This is a genomic window from Paenibacillus cookii, from assembly GCF_018333375.1.
In the GTDB taxonomy this organism is placed as follows: domain Bacteria; phylum Bacillota; class Bacilli; order Paenibacillales; family Paenibacillaceae; genus Paenibacillus_AQ; species Paenibacillus_AQ cookii.
Window position 1 is genome coordinate 1 of record NZ_BORW01000091.1, and the last position, 1017, is coordinate 1017.

At 46.1% G+C, this 1017-nt stretch carries 1 protein-coding gene and 1 rRNA gene; both read right to left on the reverse strand.

Annotated elements, in window-relative coordinates:
* Positions 1 to 155 precede the first annotated feature (155 nt).
* On the reverse strand, positions 156 to 575 hold the full coding sequence (locus KI367_RS26715; protein WP_212953316.1) for a hypothetical protein: 420 nt from the start codon (positions 573 to 575) through the stop codon (positions 156 to 158).
* Positions 576 to 934: 359 nt separating this feature from the next.
* Positions 935 to 1017, reverse strand: a 5S ribosomal RNA gene (gene rrf / locus KI367_RS26720); the annotation flags it as partial.

Consider the following 1017-nt stretch of genomic DNA (forward strand, 5'->3'; position numbering starts at 1 on the left):
CTGAACATCTCAATTTTATCGGGATGGTCTTGTTGGTCAAACCCTCGTTCCCTCCACCCGCATAGCGGGTGGTTTTTTGTTTCGCACGCTTCGCGAGCTCAACTGGCTAAAGCCTAAAATAAAAAAAGACCGGCATCCCTAAAGATGCTGGTCTTTTATGGTTTGGTGGAGTCGGTGCTTTTTACGGCCGCTTTGCCTTTCGCAAGAACGGTCACCGTAAAATAATCGTCGTGAATGGTCAAATGAACCACCCGGTTTTGCTTTTCAAACACCTTGGAGGTTCCCTCCGATTCGTCCGTGTTTTCGCGCCAACCCCACTCTTTTATTTTCTCCAAATACGCTTCAGGAAAGCTGTCCTTTTCCTTCAAACCGTTCATTGAATAACGGACATAATCTATTTTAGTATTCCCTATATTTCGGTCAGTTCGATTCGCTTCCTTAGGTACGGGAAAGGTTTTCTCATTGGCGGCACCTTCGAAAGATGACCACGTCGGTTCAGACTTTCCGCACCCGGCAAGCAGCAGCATGACGATACCCAACAAAAGAAGAGCATGCAGCCGAAAAGATCTGCGCATGTATGTCCTCCTTCTTCCAAGATCGTTCCTCTTAAAAACCTTCAATACACCTCCTGACATGTACACTCCATATTATACTTACAACTTTTGGCGTGTCGGTAACAAAAATGTTACTAAAGTTTAACAACAATTAAAGGTCTGAGACCTAAACCGCTGCCCTTTTTGCGGCATACGCATTTGAAGGACGTCTATACTAAAGCCTTATAGCGTATTTTGATCCAAACAAGCTTGCCCCAAAGACTTTCATGCATAGCGCTCTTCTAATCCCATGCCCCGTGGCAGAAGTTTAGATCGCAAATAGGACCTTTCACTATAAAATAAAAAAACCACCGTCGATTGTTCATCAACAGTGGTCCTTCGCTTGGCAGCGTCCTACTCTCCCAGGACCCTTCGGTCCAAGTACCATCGGCGCTGGAGGGCTTAACGGTCGTGTTCGGGATGG

What these genes read in the sequence shown, in the direction of transcription:
- KI367_RS26715 (WP_212953316.1), bottom strand. Translation starts at nt 575, where the DNA reads ATGCGCAGATCTTTTCGGCTGCATGCTCTTCTTTTGTTGGGTATCGTC.